Here is a 15,585-nt window from a genome sequence, read left to right as displayed (position 1 = left end):
ATGGCCCCGAAACCCGAGCGCGAGGACCTCGACACGCCCCGGCCCCGCTGGGTGGCCTGGCTCATCGTCATCGTCATGGCGATGGTGATGGCCGGCATGCTCAACATCGGCTGGCGCCTGATGGGCGGCTAGCGCCGCCGTCCGGGCATCCGGACGCCTGGATGCCCGGACGTCCGGTTCAGTCCAGCGTGCGGAAGATCTCGCGCGCGGCCTCGACGGTCGCCGCGATGTCCTCGCCGGTGTGCGCCGAGCTCACGAAGCCGGCTTCGTAGAGCGCTGGCGCGATGTAGACGCCGCGGTCGAGCAGGCCGTGGAACAGGGTGTTGAACCGCGCGTTGTCGGTGGTCATGACGGTGGCGTAGTTCTGCGGCAGGGCGTCCATCAGGAAGAAGCCGAACATGCCGCCTTCGCTGTCGGCGCAGAACGGCACGCCCTCGGCCGCCGCGGCCGCCGTCAGGCCATCGACCAGCGAGCGGGTGCGCGCCGACAGCGCCTCGTAGAAACCGGGACGGGCGATCTCCTTGAGCGTCGCCAGGCCGCAGGCCGTCGCCACCGGATTGCCCGACAGCGTGCCGGCCTGGTAGACCGGCCCGAGCGGTGCGAGCAGCTCCATGATCGCGCGCGGGCCGCCGAAGGCCGCCAGCGGCATGCCGCCGCCGATGACCTTGCCCAGCACCGTGAGGTCGGGCGTCACGCCCAGCACCCCCTGGGCGCCGTGCAGGCCGACGCGGAAGCCCGTCATGACCTCGTCGAACACCAGCAGCGCGCCATGCCGGGTGCACAGCTCGCGGCAGCGCCGCGCGAACTCGGGCGTGGCGCGGATGAAGTTCATGTTGCCCGCGATGGCCTCGATCATCAGGCAGGCGATGTCGGCGCCATGCAGCGCGAAGGCCTCCTCCAGCTGCTCGAGGTTGTTGTACTCGAGCACCAGCGTGTGCTGCACGACCTCGGGTGGCACGCCGGCCGAGGTCGGGTTGCCGAAGGTCGCCAGGCCGGAGCCGGCCTTCACCAGCAGCGCGTCGGCGTGGCCGTGGTAGCAGCCCTCGAACTTGACGATCATCTTGCGCCCGGTGGCGCCGCGCGCCAGCCGCAGGGCGCTCATCGCCGCCTCGGTGCCGGAGCTGACCAGCCGCACCATCTCCATCGACGGCACCAGCCCCAGGATCGCCTCGGCCAGCTCGATCTCGCGCTCGGTCGGGGCGCCGAACGAGAAGCCGTCGAGCACGGCCTTCTGCACCGCCTCGACCACCGCCGGATGGCCATGTCCCAGGATCATCGGACCCCAGGAGCCGATGTAGTCGATGTAGCGCTTGTCGTTCGCGTCCCAGAAGTAGGCGCCGTGGGCGCGCTGCACGAAGCGCGGCGTGCCGCCCACCGCGCGGAAGGCGCGCACGGGCGAATTCACGCCGCCGGGGATCACGGCGCGGGCGCGCTCGAAGAGGATGTCGTTGGTATCGGTGTGGGCCATGGGGACTCGGGAACGGGGGATCGGGTGATCGGGGATCGAGGAGGGCGCCAGCGCTTTCAGTGGCGGGTGTCGTGCGGCGGCAGGCCGAAGTCGGAGGGCTCGGGTGGACTGCCGCCGTCCTCCTCGTCGTCGTCCTCGTCCTCGGGCTGGGCCCAGAACAGGCGGTCGGGCAGCACGTGACCCATGCCGGGCCGGAAGCCCGCGTCGAGGCAGCGGTCCATGTAGCTCAGGGCCTCGCCGGTGGCGGCGACCAGGTCGGTGCCGCTCGCCAGCAGTGCCGCGAGCGCGGCCGACAGCGTGTCGCCGGCGCCGGTGAACACGGCTTCCAGGCGCTCGTACTTCTCGTTGGTCAGCACCGCCTGGGGCGACGCCAGCACGTTGTCGAAATACTGATCGGGCAGGACGATGCCAGTGACCAGCGTGAAGGGCGTGCCCTGCTCGCCGGCGGCGCGGGCGATGTCGCGCGCCGTGGGCGGCCGCTCGCCGGCCCAGTCGGGCAGCAGCCAGCGCCGCAGGGTGCTGTGGTTGCCCACCAGCACGGTGGTCTGCGGCAGCACCAGTTCGCGGAAGGCGTCGAGGTAGGCCTCGATGCGGTTCTCGTCCCACCACGAGAGGTTGGGCATGTAGGCGACGACGGGCGTGTCGGGATAGTCGGTGGCGATGCCGGCGATGCTGGCCAGGTTCTCCGGCGAACCGGCGAAGCCGATCTTGATGAGCTGCACCTCGACGTCCTCCAGGATGGCACGCGCCTGCTCGGCCACGGCTTCCTCGTCGAACGCGAAGTGGTCGAAGATCTCCGCCGTGTCGCGCGCGTAGGCGCCGGTCACGACCGGCAGCATGTGCGCGCCGACCGAGGCGATCGCCAGGGCGTCGCCATTGAGGCCGCCGGCGCCGCTCGGGTCGCTCGCGTTGAAGACCATGACGCAGGGTGGATCGAGGTCGAGCTCGACTTCCACGCCATCGACGATTTCGGGGTCGTCGCCAGGGGGATCGTTAAGATCCGCGGACCCTGCGGCGCTGTCACTTGCTGGTAGTAATTGGTTTTTCATTCGCCTTCCAAAGGTGATTCTCGAAAACGATATGCCGCAAGCCTGGATGCGATTGAATACATGGGTTGCATTTTTAGAATACGGACTTTGAGTAGCGATGAATACGAAAACCTGGATGTGTCTGATCTGTGGATGGATCTATGACGAGTCGGCCGGCGTGCCCGAGGATGGTATTGCGCCCAACACGGCCTGGGCCGACGTGCCGATGAACTGGACATGTCCTGAATGCGGTGCGCGCAAGGAAGATTTCGAGATGGTCGAGATCTGAAGCATGGCACAGCGCCGGCGGTCCGGGTTCCCGATGGGATGCGCGGCGGCCGGCGTTGGTTCTGATAACCAAGGAGTCGGACGATGGGCACGAACGGATCGCGCAGGCGGGTGCTGGTCATCGACGACAGCCACACCGTCCGGCGCAGCGCCGAGATCCTTCTCGCGCAGGGCGGCTGCGAGGTGCTGCTGGCCGCCGACGGCTTCGAGGGTCTCGCCCTGGTGGCGAGCGAGCGGCCCGACATCGTCTTCTGCGATCTCCAGATGCCGCGCCTGGACGGCTGGCGCACCTGCGCCATCGTGCGGCGCCATCCGCGCTTCCGCACCCTGCCGGTGGTGCTGCTGTCGGCCAGCGAGAGTGCCTTCGAGGACCAGCGCGACCGGATGGACGGGAGTGGCGAGCATCTCGTCAAGCCCTTCACCGGCGAGCAGCTGCTCGATGCGGTGCGGCGCCTGACCGGCGAACCTGCCGGCCCGGAGGCCTGATGCCGATCCGCGAGGTGCTCGTCGTCGACGACTCGAAGACCGAGTCGCTGTCGCTCGCCCGCCTGCTCCAGAGTCATGGCTTCTCGGTGCGGACGGCCGACAGCGCCGACGACGCCATGGGCTGCCTGGCGCAGCGGCAGCCCGACCTGATCCTGCTGGACGTCGTCATGCCCGGACGCAACGGCTTCCAGCTGGCGCGCTCGCTCGCGCGCGATCCGCTCTATGCCGGGGTGCCGATCATCCTGTGCACCAGCAAGAACCAGGAGACCGACCGCATCTGGGGACTGCGCCAGGGAGCGCGCGATTTCATCGTCAAGCCGGTCGATCCGGCGATCCTGCTGGCCAAGATCGCCGCCCTGGGCTGAGGCCGCCGCCGCCCGGACCGCCGATCCACATCACCCCACCCGAATTCCCCACCGCCCGCCCATGGTTCCCAGCGACACGTCCAGCGCCTTCCACGTCCCCGCCGCCACGCCCGCGCCGGGCGCCGATCCGCGCGAGATCGCCGCCGCCTGGCTGGCCGTCGAGGCCGGGCAGCAGCACTACCTGCTGGCGCTGGGCGACACCGGCGAGATCTTTCCCTGGACGCTGCCGCAGCCGGTGCCGCACACCGTGGCGTGGTTCCTGGGAGTGGCCAACCTGCGCGGGGGGCTCTATGGCGTGGTGCGCCTGGAGGCCTTCGTCGCCGCCGACGCCGATCCCGACGACGTCGCCGCCATGCGCCGGTCGGCCGAAGCCCCGGCGCCCGCGCCCACGCGCCTGGTCGCGCTGCACGCGCGCTTCGACGTCAACTGCGCGCTGCAGGTCGATCGCGTGCTCGGCCTGCGCAGCAGGGAGCTGTTCGAGCCCGTGCACGTACCCGAGGCCGGGGCCGAACCGGCCGCCGAGCCGGGCATCGTGCCGGCCTGGCACGCCCGGCGTTTCGTCGACGCGGCCGGCACGCACTGGCAGGCCCTGGACCTGCAGGCGCTCGCGCGCCATCCCCGATTCCTGAACGTCGGCACCCGACCCGCCTGACGACCGACCGCGTCCCCGAAGGAACCGACCGTGAACCCGACGACCGATCCCGTGCTCTCCCATCCACCCGCCCAGCCGCCGGCGCCGGACGCCGCCGCCGCCGCCGCGTCTCATGCGACCGACAGCGCCGGCGACCCGATCCTGTCGGCGGGCATCATGCACGCCGACACCACGGCGACCGAGCGCAAGGACGCCCGGCCCGAGATCGCCGCGGCGCGCGCGCGCAGTCCGTTCGCCATCGCCCTGGCCATCGCCGTGGCGCTGCTGCTGGTGGTCACCGGCTTCCTGCTGCTGCATGCGGCGCGCACCGGACTGGACCTGGCCACCGTCGCCGGCCTGGGCCTGCTGCCGCTGGCGGCGCTGGCGATGGCCGCCGTCGCCGGCTTCGCCCAGGCGCGCGCCGGACGTGAACGCGTCGCCACCACCGAGCGCACCCGCTCCGAGGCCGAGCGCCTGGGCGAGGAGGCCAGCCGCGTCAACGCCGCCAACCAGGCGGCCATCCTGCGCCTCATGAACGAATTGCAGATGGTGGCCGAGGGCGACCTCACCCAGCAGGCGACCGTCACCGAGGACATCACCGGCGCCATCGCCGATTCGGTCAACTACACCGTCGAGGAACTGCGCCTGCTGGTGAGCAACGTGCAGAACACGGCCGGCCGCGTCGCCGAGACCACCTCGCAGGTGGAGAGCACCTCGACCGAGCTGCTGGCCGCCTCGACCGAGCAGCTGCGCGAGATCCGCGAGACCGGCCAGGCGGTGCTGACGATGGCCGAGCGCATCAACGAGGTGGCATCGCAGTCGCAGGAATCGGCGACGGTGGCGCGCCAGTCGCTGCAGGCCGCCTCGACCGGCCTGCGCGCGGTGGAGGACGCGATCGGCGGCATGAACGCGATCCGCGACCAGATCCAGGACACCGCCAAGCGCCTGAAGCGCCTGGGCGAGTCGTCGCAGGAGATCGGCGAGATCACCGAGCTGATCTCCGACATCACCGAACAGACCAACGTGCTCGCCCTGAATGCCGCGATCCAGGCGGCATCGGCCGGCGAGGCCGGGCGCGGCTTCTCGGTGGTGGCGGAGGAGGTGCAGCGCCTGGCCGAACGCTCGGCCGACGCCACGCGCCAGATCGCCGCGCTGGTGCGTGCCATCCAGACCGACACGCAGGACGCCGTCGGCGCCATGGAGCGCTCCACGCAGGGCGTGGTCGAGGGCGCCCGCCTGTCCGACCATGCCGGCACGGCGCTGTCGGAGATCGATCGCGTCTCGCGCCGCCTGGCCGAGCTGATCGAGCAGATCACCCGCTCGGCATCGCACGAGGCGGCATCGGCCAACGTCGTGGCGGCCAACATCCAGCACATCTTCGCCGTCACCGAGCAGACCGGCGACGGCACGCGCACCACCGCCAAGCAGGTGCGCGAACTCTCCCACATGGCCGAGGAGCTGCGCCTGTCGGTCGCGCGCTTCAAGATCGCGTGAAGCCGGGAGCGCCTCAGGTGGTGGATTCGACCCAAGACCCGTCGCGGCAGCCGTCCGCCTCCGCTGGTCCCCGCGACCCGGCCGCCATCCTGCGGGAGTCGCTCGGCTGGGTGCTCGACGAGATCCGCGCCGCGCTCGACGGCGTCGTCGCTGCGCTGCGCCCCGGGACTCCTGGCAGCAAGGCCGGCGAGCAGACGGAGGCGCTGCGGGCCCTGCGCCAGGCCGGCGGCGTGCTGACCATGGTCGAGCAGCCGGAGCCGGCCCGCGTCGTCGCCGCGATGGAAATCGCCGCCCGCGCCTGGATCGACCGCGTCGAAGCACCCGGCTCGCCGGCCGCCGGTGCCGGCCTCGAGGCCATCGAGCGCACGGGGCGACTGCTGGTCGAGCACCTGGAAGCGCTGGCCACGGACCGCGCCGCGCCCGCCCTCGATCATTTCGCGCTGTTCGAGCGCTTCGCCGAGGTCGGCGCGCCGGCGCTGGCGGAACTGCGCGAACGGCTCGACGACATCGGGCGCGGACTCGACCGCTTCTACCGCCGGCCCGAGACCCGGACGCCATTGCATGCCGTGGTGGCGCAGCTGCGCGACCTGGGCGATGCGCTGTCGGTGCTCGGCCTGGTCGATGGCGCGCGGGCCGCGCGGCGCATGCACGACGACGTCCGGCGCCTGCTGACGGCCGAGGCGGCGCAGGACGACCCGCGGCCGCAGGATGTCGATGCGCTGGGCGCCAGCCTGGATGCGCTCGGCCTGCTGGTGGACATGCTCGGCTACCAGCCGGAACTGGCGCGGCGTGCCTTCGTCTTCGATGCCGCCACGGGCGAGCTGCGGGCGCCACCGGCGACGACTCCGGTCGCCGCCACGGCTTCACCGGCCCCATCGAGCGGTGGCGACGGCGCCGGTTCCGGACGCGGTGACGCCGTGACGACCGGCGACCGGGCCGACGCCGTCGAGGACGACGAGGAGGCCGAACTCCGCGCCATCTTCCTGGACGAGGCGCGCGGGGTGCTGCGCCAGGCCGGCGACGCCGTCGCCGCCCTGGCCGCCGAGGCCGCCGACACCGCGCGCATGACCGCGCTGCGCCGGGCCTTCCACACGCTCAAGGGCAGCGCGCGCATGGTCGCGCTGACGGCGCTGGGCGAAGCGGCGGCGGCCTTCGAGCAACTGCTCAACACCTGGCTGGCCGACCAGCGCCCGGCGACGCCGGAACTGCTCGACGCCATCCGCGCGGCCCTGCGGGAATTCGCTCAGTGGATCGACGCCATCGAGGCGCAACGGGCGCAGGACTGGCGCTCGGAACCGTTCCGGCGGGCGGCCGACGCCTTGAAGGGAGACAGCGCGGACGCGTCCGCGAACGATGCGCTGGCGACGCCGCGTCGCGCCGCGCGCGAACGCCCGTCGCGGTCGCGGGTCGAGACCGCTGTCGACGACGACATCCGGGTGGTCGGACCCCTGCGCATCGACCGGCGCCTCCACGACGTCTATCTGGCCGAGGCCGACGGCTGGTCGAACGAACTGGTCGCCGAGATCGCCGCCTGGGCCGGCGATCCGCGCCAGCCCGTGGCGCCTTCGACCATCGGCCTCGCGCATGCGCTCATCGGCAGCTCGGCCACCATCGGCCTGAGCGACCTGTCGGAATTGGCGCGTCTCGTCGAGCGCGTGCTGCAGCAGTTGCGGCGCCAGGGACGCGGCACGGCGGTGCAGGACGCGGCCGTGGTCGCCGGGGTCGACGAACTGCGTCGCCTGCTGGACCGGTTCGCCGCCGGCTTCGTCGACGCGCCCGCACCGGCGACGCTGCGGGCGCTGGGCGACGTCCTGGCGCAGGCGCCGCCGGCGCGCGCGGTGGTGCCGCTGCTGCCGGGCGAGGATGCCTTCGACACCACGGATGCGGTCGATGCCGACCTGTTTCCGGTGTTCGAGGAGGAGGCCGTGGAACTGCTGCACCAGCTCGGCGGCGCCTTGCGCGAATGGGCGCGGCAGCCGGGCGCCGACGGGCCCCGCGCCTCCGCGCTGCGCACGCTGCACACGCTCAAGGGCGGTGCCCGGCTCGCCGGCGCGATGCGCCTGGGCGAGCGCGCGCATCGCATGGAATCGGCCATCGAACTCGCCGTCCGGCAGAAGCGCGTGGCCGGGCCGGCGGCGATCGAGGAACTGTTCGAGCGCTTCGATGCGCTGCAGTCGGCGCTGGACCAGCTGCGCGCCGGCGGTGGCGGCGCTCCCGCCGAGGGGGTCGACGCACCGGTCGACAGTGCCACGGAGGCGGCGTCCCCGCACGCCGCGGCCAGCCAGACCGTGCGCATCCGCACCCAGCTGCTCGACCGCATGGTCGCCCAGGCCGGCGAGGTGGTGGTGACGCGCTCCCGGCTGGTCACCGGCCTGGCGCAGATGCGCCTGTCGCTCGGGGAGCTCACGGGCAACCTGGATCGGCTGCGTCAGCAGCTGCGCGATGTCGAACTCCAGGCCGAGAGCCAGATGCAGTCGCGCCTGGCCCAGGCCAAGGACTCCCAGCAGGGCTTCGACCCGCTCGAGTTCGACCGCTTCACGCGGGTGCAGGAACTGACGCGGATGATGGCGGAGTCGGTCGACGACGTGGCCACCGTGCAGCGCGCCCTGCAGAAGAGCCTGCAGGGCAGCGAGGACGCCCTGGGCTCGCAGGCGCGCCAGACGCGCGAACTGCAGCGCGACCTGCTGCGCACGCGCATGGTCGATTTCGAGAGCATCGCCGAGCGGCTCTATGGCGTCGTGCGGCAGGCTTCGCGCGACAGCGGCAAGCAGGTGCGCCTGGACATCCATGGCGGCTCGATCGAGATCGATCGTGGCGTCCTCGAACGCATGACGCCGGCCTTCGAGCATCTGCTGCGCAACTGCGTCGCCCATGGCATCGAGGACGGCCGACTGCGCGAGCGCGCCGGCAAGCCGCCGGCCGGCCTGATCGCCATCGACCTGCAGCAGGAAGGCAACGACGTGGCCGTGAGCTTCCGCGACGATGGCGGCGGCCTGGACGTGGAACGCATCGCCGAGCGCGCTCGCTCGCTCGGCCTCGCCGGCGCCCAGGGCCGGCTCACGACCGGGCAGGCAGCCGATTTCATCTTCACGCCCGGGTTCTCCACCGCCGGACAGATCTCCGAGCTGTCCGGACGCGGCATCGGCATGGACGTGGTGCGCACCAGCGTCGCGGCCCTGGGCGGGCGCATCGAGATCGACAGCACGCCGGGGCAGGGCACGTGCTTCAAGCTGGTGCTGCCGCTGACCACCGCCGTCACCCACGTGGTGATGCTGCGCGCCGGCGACACGACCATCGGCGTGCCGTCGAACCTGGTCGAACGCGTGCAGCGCGTCAGCGCCGACGACCTGGCCGCCGCCTATGCCGAGCGGCGTCATGCCTTCGAAGGCGAGTCGGTACCGTTCTACTGGGCCGGCGCGCTGCTGCAATCGTCCGCGCGCAGCGACCAGTTCGCGGTGCGCACGCATTTCGTCGTCGTCATGCGCAGCGCCGCGCGACGCGTGGCGCTGCATGTCGACGAGGTGCAGGGCAACCAGGATGTCGTCGTGCGCAACCTCGGCCCGCAACTCTCGCGGCTCGCCGGCATGGTGGCCGCGTCGGTGCTGTCCTCGGGCGCCGTGGCGCTGATCTACAACCCGGTCGCGCTGGCCGACGTGCATGGCGAGGCCGCCTGGCGCCTGCAGTCGGGCGACCAGGCCGTGCCCGGTCAGGGCCAGGACCCGTCGCAGCCGACCACGCCCCTGGTGCTGGTGGTGGACGATTCGCTGACCGTGCGCCGCGTGACGCAGCGCCTGCTCCAGCGCGAGGGCTTCCGGGTCGCGCTGGCCGCCGATGGCCTGCAGGCCCTGGAGATCCTGCGCCAGGAGCGCCCGGCCGTCATGCTCTCCGACATCGAGATGCCGCGCATGGATGGCTTCGATCTGGCGCGCCAGATCCGCGCGGACGCGACGCTCGCCGGACTGCCGATCATCATGATCACCTCGCGCATCGCGCCCAAGCATCGCGAGCATGCCCAGCGCCTGGGGGTGAACCACTACATCGGCAAGCCCTATGGCGAGGAGGAACTGCTGGCGCTCGTGCGTGGCTACGCGGACGGCACCATGGCCTCGGGGCCCGAGGCCATGCGACCCGATGGATCCCGGAGCATCGGTGCCTCCCGCCACGAAACCACGGGATCGGGACGGACATGAAAAAAGCCCTGTCGGAGTGATCCGACAGGGCTTCATTCATTGTTGATGGTCGGGGTGAGAGGATTCGAACCTCCGGCCTCTACGTCCCGAACGTAGCGCTCTACCAGGCTAAGCTACACCCCGATGGTGTCTCGACGAGAGGGCCGCATCGCACTCCCGGATGGGAGATGGATCAGGCGCGGCGCTCAAGCAGCTGAGCCGCTAATTGTAGCAAACCTTGCGTGTAGGAATTCCGCGGCAGATCGATCAATGCATCGATCGCGCGTTGCGCCTCGGCGGCGGCGGCGGCACGCGTGGCATCGAGCGCGCCAGTGGCACGGACGATGTCGACGATGCGTTCGAGCTGTGTCGTGTCGCCGGCCTCGATGGCCTTGCGGATGAGCGCGCCCGCTTCGGCATCGGCACGCTGCATCGCCAGGATGAGCGGCAGTGTGGTCTTGCCCTCGCGCAGGTCGTCGCCGAGGTTCTTGCCGGTCTCGCTGGCGTCGCCGGCATAGTCGAGCACGTCGTCGATGACCTGGAAGGCCGTGCCGAGCGCCTGGCCGTAGATGCCGCAGGCTTCCTCGATCTCCGCCGGCGCCTTGGCCAGCACGGCGGCCACGCGGGTGCTGGCCTCGAACAGCTTGGCCGTCTTGGAGCGGATCACGCGAAGATAGGCCTCCTCGTTCAGCGAGGCGTCGTGCATGTTCATCAGCTGGAGCACTTCGCCCTCGGCGATCACGTTGGTCGCGTCGGCCAGGATCTGCATCACGCGCATGTCGTTGCAGTCGACCATCATCTGGAACGCGCGCGAATGCAGGAAGTCGCCCACCAGCACGCTGGCCGGATTGCCGAAGGACTCGTTGGCCGTGGGCCGCCCGCGGCGCAGGGTCGACTCGTCGACGACGTCGTCGTGCAGCAGCGATGCCGTGTGGATGAATTCAACGACGGCGGCGATGTTGAAGCGCTGCGCTCCCGTGTAGCCGAGCGCGCCGCTCATGAGCAGCAGCAGCGCCGGGCGCAGGCGCTTGCCACCGGCCGAGATGATGTAGCGCGACACCTCGCTGACCAGTGGCACTCCGGTGTCGAGCCGTTCGGAGATCACACGATCGACCTGCACCATGTCGTCGGCGATGAGGCCCAGGATGGCGGCGGTGGAGGAGTTGTCGGTATCGGAAACTGGCAAAACGAGGGCGCCTGGGTACAGCGAAGGAGGGATGCCGGCGCGTGTGGCCGGAACGCGCGGATTATAAAGAGCGCCGTGCGTCGAGCACCCGGACCATCCCATGGGGTCGCTCCAGTGACAGGGGCCGTGCTAGAATCTTGGGCTCTGCGGAATTCGCCGCGGAGCCATCTTCCCTAAGAGGTCAACATGTACGCGGTCATAAAAACCGGAGGCAAGCAGTATCGCGTTGCCGCCGGCGAAAAAATTAAAGTAGAACAGATTGCTGCGGACGTAGGCCAGGAAATCGTGATCGATCAGATCCTCGCAGTCGGCAACGGCTCGGACATCAAGATCGGCACGCCCCTGGTGTCCGGCGCAACGGTCACAGCCACCGTGCTGTCCCACGGCTTGCACGACAAGGTGCACATCTTCAAGATGCGCCGTCGCAAGCACTATCAGAAACGTCAAGGCCATCGCCAGCAGTTCACGGAACTGCAAATCGGCGCGATCGCCGGTTAAGCAGGAGCCCACACCATGGCACAGAAAAAAGGCGGCGGCTCCACGCGAAACGGGCGCGATTCCAAGCCCAAGATGCTCGGCGTCAAGGCGTTCGGCGGCGAACTGATCAGCGCTGGCTCGATCATCGTGCGCCAGCGTGGCACCCAGTTCCACCCCGGCGCCAACGTCGGCGTGGGCAAGGACCACACGCTGTTCGCCCTGGTCGACGGACACGTGTCCTTCGGCTTCAAGGGCGCGCTGAACAAGCACACGATCAGCGTGACGCCGGCGGCTGCACAAGCCTGAGCGCGTTGCCGTTCCGATCGGTTCGAAGCCCCGCTCGTCGGGGCTTTTTCGTTTTCCGCCGCGTTCCGTCGCGGCATCCATTTGTAGACTGAGTCCATCATGAAGTTCGTCGACGAAGCCTTCATCGACATCGCCGCGGGCGATGGCGGCAACGGCTGCGTGTCGTTCCGCCATGAGAAGTACAAGGAGTTCGGCGGTCCCAACGGTGGGGATGGTGGTCGTGGCGGCCATGTGTTCGCCGTGGCCGACATCAATCTCAACACCTTGGTCGACTTCCGCTATTCACGGCGCCACGAAGCCAAGCGCGGCCAGCACGGCATGGGCTCGGACATGTTCGGCGCCGCGGGCGACGACGTGGTGCTCAAGATGCCGGTCGGCACGATCGTGAGCGATGCCGAGACCGGCGAGGTGCTCTACGAGCTGCTGGTGCCCGGCGAGATGGTCATGATCGCCAAGGGTGGCGATGGCGGTTTCGGCAACATGCGCTTCAAGAGCGCCATCAATCGTGCGCCACGCCAGAAGACGCCTGGCTGGCCGGGCGACAAGAAGAGTCTCAAGCTCGAACTGAAGGTGCTGGCCGACGTCGGCCTGCTGGGCATGCCCAATGCCGGCAAGTCGACGCTGATCAGCGCCATCTCCAATGCCCGGCCACGCATCGCCGACTATCCCTTCACCACGCTGCATCCGAACCTGGGCGTGGTGCGGGTCGGGCCGGAGCAGAGCTTCGTCGTCGCCGACCTGCCGGGACTGATCGAGGGCGCGTCCGAGGGCGCCGGACTCGGCCATCTGTTCCTTCGCCACCTGCAGCGCACGCGATTGCTGCTGCACGTGATCGACATCGCGCCGTTCGACGAAGGCGTGGATCCGGTGGCCCAGGCCAAGGCTATCGTCGGCGAACTCAAGAAGTACGACGCCGGCCTGCATGCCAAGCCACGCTGGCTGGTGCTCAACAAGCTCGACATGGTCCCCGACGACGAACGCGCCGCACGCGTCAAGGACTTCGTCAAGCGCATGCGTTTCAAGGGCCCGGTCTTCGAGATCTCCGCATTGACGCGCGAAGGCTGCGAGCCGCTGGTGCAGGCCATCTACCAGCACGTGAAGGCGCAGCAGACGGCCGAGCAGCCACCCGTCGACATCGATCCGCGTTTCACATGAACGCTCCGCAGAACCTCTCCACGACGCTGCGCCATGCGCGGCGCATCGTCGTCAAGGTCGGCTCCAGCCTGGTCACCAACGAGGGGCGGGGGCTCGACGACGTCGCCATCGGCGAATGGTGTCGCCAGCTCGGCGCACTGATGCGCGACGGTCGCGAGGTGGTGATGGTCTCGAGCGGCGCCATCGCCGAGGGCATGAAGCGCCTGGGTTGGCGCGTCCGTCCCAAAGAGATCAACGAGCTCCAGGCCGCCGCCGCCGTCGGGCAGATGGGTCTCGCGCACATCTACGAGACCAAGCTGCGCGAGCATGGCGCCGGCAGCGCCCAGGTGCTGCTCACGCATGCCGACCTGGCCGATCGCGAGCGCTATCTGAATGCGCGGTCGACCCTCTTGACCCTCCTCAAGCTCGGCGTGGTGCCCGTCATCAACGAGAACGACACGGTCGTCAACGACGAGATCAAGTTCGGTGACAACGACACCCTGGGCGCGCTGGTCGCCAACCTGGTGGAAGCCGATGCGCTGGTCATCCTGACCGACCAGAAGGGCCTGTTCACCGCCGATCCGAGGCGCGATCCCGATGCCCGTTTCGTGCACGAGGCCATGGCGGGCGATCCGGCGCTGGAGGCGATGGCCGGTGGTGTCGGCTCGGCCATCGGCAGCGGCGGGATGATCACCAAGATCCTGGCGGCCAAGCGTGCCGCCGGCTCGGGGGCATCGACCGTCATCGCCTGGGGGCGCGAGCCGGATGCCCTCCTGCGACTGATGCGTGGCGAGGCGATCGGTACGCTGCTGGTGGCGCAGACCGCCAAATATCAGGCGCGCAAGCGCTGGATGGCCGACCACCTGCAGCTGCGCGGTTCCGTGACGGTCGATGGGGGCGCGGCCGAGAAGGTGCGTGCCGAGGGCAAGAGCCTGCTGCCGATCGGCATGACCGGCGTCGAGGGCGAGTTCTCGCGCGGCGACGTGATCGCGGTGCGCGATGCGCAGGGCAGCGAGCTGGCCCGTGGCCTGGCGAACTACTCGAGCGCCGAGGCCCGGTTGCTGTGTCGCAAGCCCTCGACCGAGTTCGAGCGCCTGCTGGGCTACTCGGCGGAGCCGGAGATGGTGCACCGCGACAACATGGTGCTGATGACGCTGGCGAGGGAAGCCGCTTCGCGTTGAGTCGGACGTCCCCGATCGCCAGCCAGTCGATGGTGGCGACGGGACGCGCTCACTCGGTCTCGCGGATCGGATTCTTCAGGCGGCTGATCATCTCGCCCACCGACTGGCGCGGCGCACCGCCCTGGCACAGGGCCTGCTGCGCGATCGCCTTCGTGTAGCTCGAGTTCATGGTCCGGAACGACTTCCATTGCGCATCGGTGGCCATCTCCCACGGTCCGCCGCTCGAGCGCGCATAGCTCTTCATCTGTTCCGTGGCGCAGCGCACGCCTTCGTAGAAGGCATTCACCGCGCCACCCGAGGGATTGCGCGCCACGACCACATAGCGCACCACACCATCGCCGGTCACGACGATCGTGGCGGGATCGATGCCGAACTTCAGCGTCATGTAGCCCGGCATGCCGATCGCCACCAAGCCCTCGACATTGAGCGTCGGGGGCGGGGGCGCGGGGCTCTCCTTCCATTCGGCATCGCCGAACACCTGTGCCGACGCGCCACCGGCCGCGCACGACAGGCAGACGGCCAGCAGGGTCGCCAGACGACGGGCCCTAGCGCTCGCGCGGGGTTCCGGGGATCTCGGCAGAGGTGGCGAAAGGCGGGACGTCGCTGGCGGAGGCAGGAAGGCTTGCATTGGGGTCCGGGTCGAAGGTGGCGCCCGGAGGCAGGTCGAAATGGGGATCCAGGCCGTTCGTGGAGGCCGAGCGATCGAATTCCCTGACACGGGCATTGCTGCGCAGGAAGCGGTTGCGGAAGTCCTGACGCGGCAGGTAGCGCGACAGTTCGGTCAAGGCCATCTCGTAGACCCCACGCTTGAACTCGACCACCACGTCGAGCGGCACCCAGTAGTCGTGCCAGCGCCAGGCATCGAATTCCGGATGGTCGGTCGCGCGCAGGTTGAGATCCCAGTCGTGGCCGACCAGCTGGAGCAGATACCAGATCTGCTTCTGGCCCTTGTAATGGCCACGTGCGTCGCGTCGGATGAATCGGTCCGGCACCTCGTAGCGCAACCAGTCGCGGGTACGGGCCATGATCCGCACGTGCTCCGGGTGGAGCCCCACCTCCTCATGCAGTTCCCGGAACATGGCTTGCTCGGGACTCTCGCCGCGGTCGATGCCGCCTTGCGGAAACTGCCAGGAGTGGGTGCGGATGCGTTTGCCCCAGAAAACCTGGTTTCTCTGGTTGAGCAGGATGATGCCGACGTTGGGCCTGAAGCCGTCCCGGTCGAGCATAATCAAACCCCAATTTTTAAACTGCATTGATTATGCATGCCGGACCACATTCAGGGTTCGTCATGTCGGCAGTGAACCCACCGTCGCGCTGTCGGTGCGGTCTGGGATGGTCGGCTCCCGCCACCCGGCCGCCGGCCCCGGGGTCC

Annotated in this window: 14 protein-coding genes, 1 tRNA gene and 3 pseudogenes; 12 read left to right on the top strand and 6 right to left on the bottom strand. The window is 69.6% G+C overall.

What is annotated here, in order from left to right; genetic code table 11:
- Positions 1 to 132 carry a hypothetical protein gene (locus AC1MLT_RS10095; protein ID WP_481032150.1) on the top strand — a complete coding sequence of 44 codons (132 nt, stop codon included), beginning with the start codon at positions 1 to 3 and terminating at the stop codon, positions 130 to 132.
- A 46-nt stretch (positions 133 to 178) separates the two neighbouring features.
- Here AC1MLT_RS10095 and hemL read toward each other — a convergent pair whose 3' ends face one another.
- On the bottom strand, positions 179 to 1,468 hold the full coding sequence (hemL, locus tag AC1MLT_RS10090; RefSeq protein WP_481032149.1) for a glutamate-1-semialdehyde 2,1-aminomutase: 1,290 nt from the start codon (positions 1,466 to 1,468) through the stop codon (positions 179 to 181).
- A gap of 56 nt (positions 1,469 to 1,524) precedes the next feature.
- Positions 1,525 to 2,517 carry a bifunctional hydroxymethylpyrimidine kinase/phosphomethylpyrimidine kinase gene (thiD, locus tag AC1MLT_RS10085; protein ID WP_481032148.1) on the bottom strand — a complete coding sequence of 331 codons (993 nt, stop codon included), beginning with the start codon at positions 2,515 to 2,517 and terminating at the stop codon, positions 1,525 to 1,527.
- A gap of 97 nt (positions 2,518 to 2,614) precedes the next feature.
- Here thiD and AC1MLT_RS10080 point away from each other — a divergent pair, with 97 nt between their 5' ends.
- From AC1MLT_RS10080 to AC1MLT_RS10050, 7 genes and pseudogenes are all read left to right on the top strand, one after another.
- Positions 2,615 to 2,785, top strand: coding sequence for a rubredoxin (locus AC1MLT_RS10080; protein WP_429595921.1), 171 nt, complete (start codon positions 2,615 to 2,617; stop codon positions 2,783 to 2,785).
- An 83-nt stretch (positions 2,786 to 2,868) separates the two neighbouring features.
- Positions 2,869 to 3,270 (top strand): response regulator, encoded by a 402-nt coding sequence (locus AC1MLT_RS10075; RefSeq protein ID WP_481032147.1) that lies wholly within the window; start codon positions 2,869 to 2,871, stop codon positions 3,268 to 3,270.
- The gene (locus AC1MLT_RS10070) at positions 3,270 to 3,635 is read left to right on the top strand and encodes a response regulator transcription factor (protein ID WP_481032146.1); all 366 of its coding nucleotides are present in this window, start codon (positions 3,270 to 3,272) and stop codon (positions 3,633 to 3,635) included. Before AC1MLT_RS10075 ends, AC1MLT_RS10070 begins: the two co-directional genes overlap by 1 nt.
- Positions 3,636 to 3,696: 61 nt before the next feature.
- Complete coding sequence (locus AC1MLT_RS10065) at positions 3,697 to 4,287, top strand: chemotaxis protein CheW (RefSeq protein WP_481032145.1); 591 nt, start codon at positions 3,697 to 3,699, stop codon at positions 4,285 to 4,287.
- A gap of 450 nt (positions 4,288 to 4,737) precedes the next feature.
- A pseudogene (locus AC1MLT_RS10060) lies at positions 4,738 to 5,760 on the top strand (methyl-accepting chemotaxis protein); the annotation flags it as partial.
- 239 nt (positions 5,761 to 5,999) lie between these two features.
- Positions 6,000 to 6,998 (top strand): annotated as a pseudogene (locus AC1MLT_RS10055) (Hpt domain-containing protein); the annotation flags it as partial.
- A 177-nt stretch (positions 6,999 to 7,175) separates the two neighbouring features.
- Positions 7,176 to 9,950: pseudogene (locus tag AC1MLT_RS10050) on the top strand (hybrid sensor histidine kinase/response regulator); the annotation flags it as partial.
- Positions 9,951 to 9,996: 46 nt separating this feature from the next.
- On the opposite strand, the gene AC1MLT_RS10045 reads toward AC1MLT_RS10050, so the two are convergent.
- Together AC1MLT_RS10045 and AC1MLT_RS10040 are read right to left on the bottom strand one after the other, a co-directional pair.
- Positions 9,997 to 10,073: transfer RNA gene (locus AC1MLT_RS10045), tRNA-Pro, on the bottom strand.
- A gap of 49 nt (positions 10,074 to 10,122) precedes the next feature.
- Entirely contained in the window at positions 10,123 to 11,052 is a 930-nt protein-coding gene (locus tag AC1MLT_RS10040) for a polyprenyl synthetase family protein (RefSeq protein WP_481034967.1), read from the bottom strand.
- Between the two features lie 249 nt (positions 11,053 to 11,301).
- On the opposite strand from AC1MLT_RS10040, the gene rplU reads away from it, so the two are divergent.
- The 4 genes from rplU (at position 11,302) to proB (ending at position 14,213) form a co-directional block, all read left to right on the top strand.
- Complete coding sequence (rplU, locus tag AC1MLT_RS10035; RefSeq protein ID WP_429595909.1) at positions 11,302 to 11,613, top strand: 50S ribosomal protein L21; 312 nt, start codon at positions 11,302 to 11,304, stop codon at positions 11,611 to 11,613.
- A 15-nt stretch (positions 11,614 to 11,628) separates the two neighbouring features.
- Positions 11,629 to 11,898: a 50S ribosomal protein L27 gene (gene rpmA, locus AC1MLT_RS10030; RefSeq protein WP_481032144.1), complete on the top strand. Its 270-nt coding sequence runs from the start codon at positions 11,629 to 11,631 to the stop codon at positions 11,896 to 11,898.
- A gap of 99 nt (positions 11,899 to 11,997) precedes the next feature.
- Positions 11,998 to 13,053, top strand: a complete 1,056-nt coding sequence (gene cgtA / locus AC1MLT_RS10025; protein WP_481032143.1) for an Obg family GTPase CgtA — start codon at positions 11,998 to 12,000, stop codon at positions 13,051 to 13,053.
- Positions 13,050 to 14,213 (top strand): glutamate 5-kinase, encoded by a 1,164-nt coding sequence (gene proB, locus AC1MLT_RS10020; protein WP_481032142.1) that lies wholly within the window; start codon positions 13,050 to 13,052, stop codon positions 14,211 to 14,213. The genes cgtA and proB overlap by 4 nt, the downstream gene beginning before the upstream one ends.
- Positions 14,214 to 14,262: 49 nt before the next feature.
- Here proB and AC1MLT_RS10015 read toward each other — a convergent pair whose 3' ends face one another.
- Positions 14,263 to 14,691, bottom strand: a complete 429-nt coding sequence (locus AC1MLT_RS10015) for a CNP1-like family protein (protein ID WP_481032141.1) — start codon at positions 14,689 to 14,691, stop codon at positions 14,263 to 14,265.
- A gap of 67 nt (positions 14,692 to 14,758) precedes the next feature.
- Positions 14,759 to 15,439: an RNA pyrophosphohydrolase gene (locus AC1MLT_RS10010; RefSeq protein ID WP_481032140.1), complete on the bottom strand. Its 681-nt coding sequence runs from the start codon at positions 15,437 to 15,439 to the stop codon at positions 14,759 to 14,761.
- Positions 15,440 to 15,585: the final 146 nt, after the last annotated feature.

Source organism: Variovorax sp. PEI5 (assembly GCF_056679935.1).
The sequence above is the reverse complement of the archived record's forward strand: the minus strand, read 5'-3'. Positions and strand labels throughout refer to the sequence as shown.

Excerpts from the sequence above, each read along its gene's own strand:
- AC1MLT_RS10075 (WP_481032147.1), top strand. The coding sequence starts at position 2,869 with ATGGGCACGAACGGATCGCGCAGGCGGGTGCTGGTCATCGACGACAGC.
- AC1MLT_RS10040 (WP_481034967.1), bottom strand. The coding sequence starts at position 11,052 with ATGGTGCAGGTCGATCGTGTGATCTCCGAACGGCTCGACACCGGAGTG.
- hemL (WP_481032149.1), bottom strand. The coding sequence starts at position 1,468 with ATGGCCCACACCGATACCAACGACATCCTCTTCGAGCGCGCCCGCGCC.
- AC1MLT_RS10095 (WP_481032150.1), top strand. The coding sequence starts at position 1 with ATGGCCCCGAAACCCGAGCGCGAGGACCTCGACACGCCCCGGCCCCGC.
- AC1MLT_RS10010 (WP_481032140.1), bottom strand. The coding sequence starts at position 15,439 with ATGCTCGACCGGGACGGCTTCAGGCCCAACGTCGGCATCATCCTGCTC.
- AC1MLT_RS10065 (WP_481032145.1), top strand. The coding sequence starts at position 3,697 with ATGGTTCCCAGCGACACGTCCAGCGCCTTCCACGTCCCCGCCGCCACG.
- thiD (WP_481032148.1), bottom strand. The coding sequence starts at position 2,517 with ATGAAAAACCAATTACTACCAGCAAGTGACAGCGCCGCAGGGTCCGCG.
- cgtA (WP_481032143.1), top strand. The coding sequence starts at position 11,998 with ATGAAGTTCGTCGACGAAGCCTTCATCGACATCGCCGCGGGCGATGGC.
- proB (WP_481032142.1), top strand. The coding sequence starts at position 13,050 with ATGAACGCTCCGCAGAACCTCTCCACGACGCTGCGCCATGCGCGGCGC.
- AC1MLT_RS10070 (WP_481032146.1), top strand. The coding sequence starts at position 3,270 with ATGCCGATCCGCGAGGTGCTCGTCGTCGACGACTCGAAGACCGAGTCG.
- rpmA (WP_481032144.1), top strand. The coding sequence starts at position 11,629 with ATGGCACAGAAAAAAGGCGGCGGCTCCACGCGAAACGGGCGCGATTCC.
- rplU (WP_429595909.1), top strand. The coding sequence starts at position 11,302 with ATGTACGCGGTCATAAAAACCGGAGGCAAGCAGTATCGCGTTGCCGCC.
- AC1MLT_RS10080 (WP_429595921.1), top strand. The coding sequence starts at position 2,615 with ATGAATACGAAAACCTGGATGTGTCTGATCTGTGGATGGATCTATGAC.